The 5528-nt window shown below is 70.0% G+C and carries 4 protein-coding genes and 1 pseudogene; all 5 read right to left on the bottom strand.

What is annotated here, in order from left to right:
• Positions 1–1886 (bottom strand): annotated as a pseudogene (locus tag AC1DQP_RS15560) (autotransporter family protein); the annotation flags it as partial.
• A gap of 118 nt (positions 1887–2004) precedes the next feature.
• Positions 2005–3072 carry an acyltransferase family protein gene (locus AC1DQP_RS15565; protein ID WP_478051954.1) on the bottom strand — a complete coding sequence of 356 codons (1068 nt, stop codon included), beginning with the start codon at positions 3070–3072 and terminating at the stop codon, positions 2005–2007.
• Positions 3069–4217: an N-acetylglucosamine-6-phosphate deacetylase gene (gene nagA / locus AC1DQP_RS15570; protein WP_478051955.1), complete on the bottom strand. Its 1149-nt coding sequence runs from the start codon at positions 4215–4217 to the stop codon at positions 3069–3071. The genes AC1DQP_RS15565 and nagA overlap by 4 nt, the downstream gene beginning before the upstream one ends.
• Entirely contained in the window at positions 4217–5245 is a 1029-nt protein-coding gene (locus tag AC1DQP_RS15575) for an SIS domain-containing protein (protein ID WP_457318828.1), read from the bottom strand. The genes nagA and AC1DQP_RS15575 overlap by 1 nt, the downstream gene beginning before the upstream one ends.
• Before the next feature lie 7 nt (positions 5246–5252).
• Positions 5253–5528, bottom strand: a 276-nt coding sequence (locus tag AC1DQP_RS15580; RefSeq protein WP_478051956.1) for a substrate-binding domain-containing protein, incomplete at its 5' end; no start/stop codon positions are given.

Below are 5528 nucleotides of genomic sequence, written 5' to 3' on the forward strand. Positions count from 1 at the left end.
GGCGGGGCCGGCTCGGCCGCAGTTGGGTTCGGATCATCCGGCGGGTTCACGTCCGGCGGTGGCGGCGCTGCGGGCGGCAGGTCGACCGGCGGCGTGCCGGTGCTCTCCGGTGGCGGCGGCGGTGTCGCCAGGATGCCGCCGGGCGCGGGCGACGGTGCGGGGGTGGCGGCGGCCACCAGGGTCGAGCGCAGGTACCAGTTCTCGGCAGTACCGCCGCTGACCCCGCCCTTGAACAGGAAGTACTCGTACGCCCCGGCGGCGACCGGGTTGTACAGCGCGAACGCGCTGGGCGCGGTAGTGGCGCCGTTGATCGCCTGCACCACCAGGATGCCGTCGGCCACGGTGGAGGCACCGCCGCCGCCGGCGTTGAGGATGCCCACGCCGGTGGTACCACTGGCGCTGCCGGTGGAGATCACCAGCTTGTCCGACGCCGAGCTGTCGTCGCCCAGCACGGTGTTGAGGTACAGCGCGCCGCCAGTGCCGACATAGTTGCCAACCACGGTGAAGGTATCGCCCACACCGCCACCGTTGCTCAGGTCGATGCGACCGGCGTTGGTGAGCGTGGCCAGCTGCCCGGCGACGAACGGGGCGACGCCGCCGTTGCTGCCACCGCCAAACACCGCGCTGGTGGCATCGATATCCAGGCGGCCGGTGCCACTGGCGCTGTCGCCCAGCAGCAGGGTGCCGTCGAAGGCCAGCTGGGTATCGTCGCGCAGCGCCACCTGCTCCCAGTTGGCAAAGCGCGCCACGCCGCTGGTTTTGACGTTGTCGAAACCGAGCACGTCATTGCCCGGCCCACCGTCGAACACCGGCAGTGCGCCCAGGTGGGCGTTATTGAGGTTGGTCAGCTGCGCGACGTCATTGCCTTCGCCGAAATCGATGGCCCCGTACACCACCCCGCCGCCGTTCCAGGTCAGGGTGTCGTTGCCGAAGCTCAGCCGGATTTCACCGCGCACGGTGCCGCCGGTGATGGTCACCGCGTCATCGCCGCCGCTGACGCTGATGTTGCCGCCGATGTACCCGTCGGACAGCACGATGGTGTCGCGCCCGAAGCCGGTGACCAGGTTGCCGTCGATGGTGCCGCCGGACATCAGGAAGGTGTTGTCGTCCAGCTTCATGTTCACCCGGCCGATGCGGCCGCCGGTCATTTCGGCATAGTCGCCATCGTCGAACGCCCCAACAATGCGGCCGCCGGTCATGCGGAAGCGGTCCAGCGCGTCGCCCTGCAGCAGCGCGCCGATGCTGCCACCGGTCATCAGGAAGRTGTCGATGCCCGAGCCCTGCACCACGGGGCCGGTCACGCTGCCGCCGCTGATTTGCAGAGTGTCCTCGCCATCGCCCTGGTCGACGCTGTCGATCACGCCGTCGCCGATCACCAGGGTGTCGTTGCCTGCGCCCTGCAGCACGCCGCCCTGGATGCTGCCGCCGAGCATGTCGATGCGGTCGTTGCCGGCACCGGACACGACGCCGCCGGTACTGCCGGCAATGGTGCCGCGGTTGATCAGGTAGGTGGCCCCATCGAGCTGCAGCGCGCGCCCCGCGTTGGCGATGATGCTGCCACTGTTGTCGATGACATGCCCGCTGCCGGCCTGCACGGTGATCGCGTTGCCGCTGGCGATACCGAGCTGCGCGTTGGCCAGCACGTTGATGGTCGTGTTCGATGCGCCACCGGCGGTGACGATCGGCACTGGATCCGGATTGGGCGCTGCGGTCGAGCAGGTCACCGTTTGGCCCTGACCGGGGGCGGGGTTGTCGCAGCCGGCCCACGCCGGCGCGGCCCCGGTCAGCAGGAGCGTGCCAAAGGCTCCCCGGCACCCCAGGCGCAGCCAGTGCGAAATGCGGTCGGCGAGCACGGTGCGTGCCGGCGAAACGGTCATGGAGCGCATACGCCTTTCCTGTTCTACAAGAGGGGTACGGCACCGGCCCAGTGGTTCTATGCAGACCGACGTCAGTACTTTTACCGTCGCGCCGTGATGAGGGGGGTAAAAGAATGTGATGCCACAGTTAGATTTTGAGGTAGATGCGTCGCGCGTCCAACGCCCACACCACGCCCCACCACACCGCCACGAACCCCACCGCACACAGCAGCGAGGCCAGTTTGGGGGCCGTCGGCAGCAGCGTCGACAGGGCCAGGTACAGCCACCCCCATGCGCCGCTGGCCATCAGCAGCAGCGCCATCGCCGACGAGCCAAGGTAAGCCGCAATGGCGTTGACGCCGAAGCGCCGGCCCAGCGCGGGCGCGCCCCAGCGATCAACCAGCAGGTGGGCCAGCAACAAGGCCGTCACCGACAGCCCGCCGGTCCACAGCACGAAACTGGGGGTCCACAGCTGMTTGTTGAGGGGCAGCCACAGGGCCGCCACGCCGCCCAGGAGCAGGCATGCCGCTGCCAGCACCGCCAGCCCGCCCACCTGCCCTGTGCGCAGCCACGCGCCCGCACGCAGGCCCAGCACCGTCGTGGCGACCGCGCCCAGGCTGCTCAGCAGCCCTTCGGGGTCGTGGCCGAGCCCGGTCAGCGGGTCGTACTTGTAGAGCAGCGGCGCGAACAACRCAGTATCCAGGCGGCTGGCCGGGTTGACCAACGGGGCCAGCGAATCGGCCCCCAGCAGGAGCGCGGTGTACGCCAGCAGCAGTCCGACCAGCACCGCCCATTGCGTGCGGGCGCGCGTCTGGATGGCCAGCAGTCCGACCACCGCCACGCACAGCGCGATCCGCTGCAGCACGCCCCACAGCCGGTAGGCCGGCAGGTCCATCAACCACCAGGCCAGCAGGTGCAGCAGCGCACCGGCCAGCGCGATGCGCAGCGCACGCTGCAGCAGGCCACTGCGCAGGGCCGGACGCAGCGTCTGCTGGCCCGCGCGCGGTGCCAGGCTGAAGGCCATCGACACGCCGGCAATGAACAGGAACAGCGGAAAAATCAGGTCGGTCGGGGTAAAACCATGCCAATCGGCGTGCAGCAGCGGCGCGTACACATGGCCCCAGTCGCCGGGGTTGTTGACCAGCAGCATCGCGGCCACGGTCAGCCCGCGCAGGGCGTCGATCGAGCCCATGCGCGGCGCGGCGGCAGCGCTCATGCGTCCTCGCGCTGGCCGGCGATCCAGGTGCTGCGCACCTGCAGCGCGTCGTCCAGCAGCACCAGGTCGGCCTGGTAGCCTTCGGCGATCTCGCCCAGTCGGTCGTCCAGGTTGAGGAACTGCGCCGGATAGCGCGAGGCCATGCGCGCCGCTTCGTCCAGCGGCAGGCCGAGCAGCTGCACCGCATTGCGCACGGCAGTGGCCATGTCCAGTGCCGATCCGGCCAACGAGCCGGCCGCGTTGCGCACCACCCCATCCACGGCGGTGATCACCTCGCCATACAGTTCGTAGCTTGGGCTGTCCGCGCCCACCGGCGGCATCGCGTCGGTGACCAGCATGACCTTGCCGCGCGGCTTGGCCGCCAGCGCCACGCGCAGGCTGGCCGGATGCACGTGCACCCCATCGGCAATGATCCCGATCCAGCTGTCGCGGTCTTCCAGCGCCGCGCCCACCGCACCCGGCTCGCGCCCGGTCAACGGCGACATCGCGTTGTACAGATGGGTGAAGCCACGGATGCCGGCATCCAGCCCGGCGCGTGCTTCTTCGTAACTCGCTGCGGTGTGCCCCGCGGCGACGATCACGCCGCGTTCGACCAGCGCGCGGATGCTCTCCAGCGGCACCCGCTCGGGCGCCAGCGTGAGCAGGGTGACGCCGTTGTCGAGCGAGGCCGCCAGCGCGATCTCCTCGGCATCGGGCACGCGGAACGTGTTGGCGTCGTGGGTGCCCTTGCGCGCAGGGGCGATGTACGGGCCCTCCAGATGGATGCCGAGCACGCCCGGCACGCCCTGCGCGATGGCCGAACGGGTCGCGTCGATCGCGCGGCGCATCACCTGCACGTCGTCGCTGATCAGCGTCGGCAGCAGCCCGGTGGTGCCGAAGCGGCGGTGCGCGGCGGCAAGCCGGCGCAGGCTCTCCACGTCCGGCGTGTTGTTGAACAGCACACCGCCGCCGCCATTGACCTGGGCGTCGATGAAGCCGGGCAGCAGCCAGCCGCCGCCGAGGTCCACCTGTTCGTCGGCGGTGCCCAGCTGCGGGGCGGCATCGGAGACCAGCGCGGTGATGCGGCCGGCTTCGATCACTACCGCCAGGTCATCGCGGAATTCGTCGCCGGCCAGGATGCGGGCGTTGCGCAGCACGGTTTTCATCAGACGGTTTCCGTCACCTTGTTCAGATGCGGCGGCAGGTCCGGGTTGTGCCCGCGGCGCAGCGCCAGTGCATTGATTGCGCGATAGAACGCCTGCACGTGCAGCAGCGGCGCGCAGGCCGGATGTGGAGCCGCCGGCAGCGGTAGATCGCCGTCGGCATCGGAGAGCCACACCTGCGCATCGCGTGCAGCGAATTCCTTCAGTACTGCGCGGGTACCGGCGCCGGTTTCATCGGGCTGGGCGAAGGCCAGCACCGGGAAGCCCGGACCCACCAGCGCCATCGGGCCGTGCTTCACTTCGGCCGAGCTGTAGGCTTCGGCATGCAGGCCACAGGTTTCCTTGAATTTGAGTGCGGCTTCCTGCGCCGCGCCCAGGCCCAGTCCGCGGCCGAGCACGAACAGATTGTGTGCCGGGACCAGCCCCTCGGTAAGTGCGGACCAGTCGCTGTTCCAGGCCTGGCGCAGCGCGTCTGGCAGCGTGCGCAGCGCGGCGATCAGCGCCGCATCCTGGCTCCAGTAGGCCACCAGCTGCAGGATCGCCGAGAGCGAGGCCAGGTAGCTTTTGGTTGCCGCGACGCTGCGCTCGGCGCCGGCCCCGAGCGGGATCACGGTGTCGGCCAGCTGCGCCAGCGGCGAGTCCTCGACATTGACCAGCGCCACCACGCGCGCACCGGCCGCACGCGCGGCCTCGGCGTTGCGCAGCAGGTCCGGGCTCTTGCCCGACTGGGAAATCACGATGTACAGCGCACCGCGCAGTTTCAGCGGCGCTTCGTAGACCGAGCCCACCGATGGCGAGGCCGACGCGGTGACCAGGCCCAGCGTGGTTTCCAGCAGGTACTTGGCGTAGGTGGCGGCGTGGTCCGAGCTGCCCCGCGCGCAGGTCACCACGAACGGCGGTGGTGCCGCGCGCAGGCTGGCGGCCAGGGTTTCCACCGCAGCCTGGTTGCGCGCGAACTGCGCGGCAATCACATCGGCCGCTTCGGCGGCTTCGCGGTACATCAGGGTGTCGTGGGGGGCAGGCAGGGACATGCGGGACTCAGGTGGTTTCAGGAGAAGGAGGGCGCGCGCCCTGCGGGCGCATCGGCGCGGTGGAACCGCGCACCACCAGCTGCGGCACGAAGCCCTGGTTCTGCAGCTGCAGCGGTGCGTCGTCGTAGGCATCGCTGCGCAGCTGCGCGATCAGCAGGCGCGCGGCATGCCGGGCGATGTCTTCGGTGGCCTGCTTGGCGGTGGTCAGCGGTGGCCACGACTGGCGCGAAAACGGGCTGTCCTCGAAACCGGCGATGGACAGGTCGTAGGGCACGTTCATCCC

This window comes from Stenotrophomonas sp. P5_A8 (genome assembly GCF_056400545.1).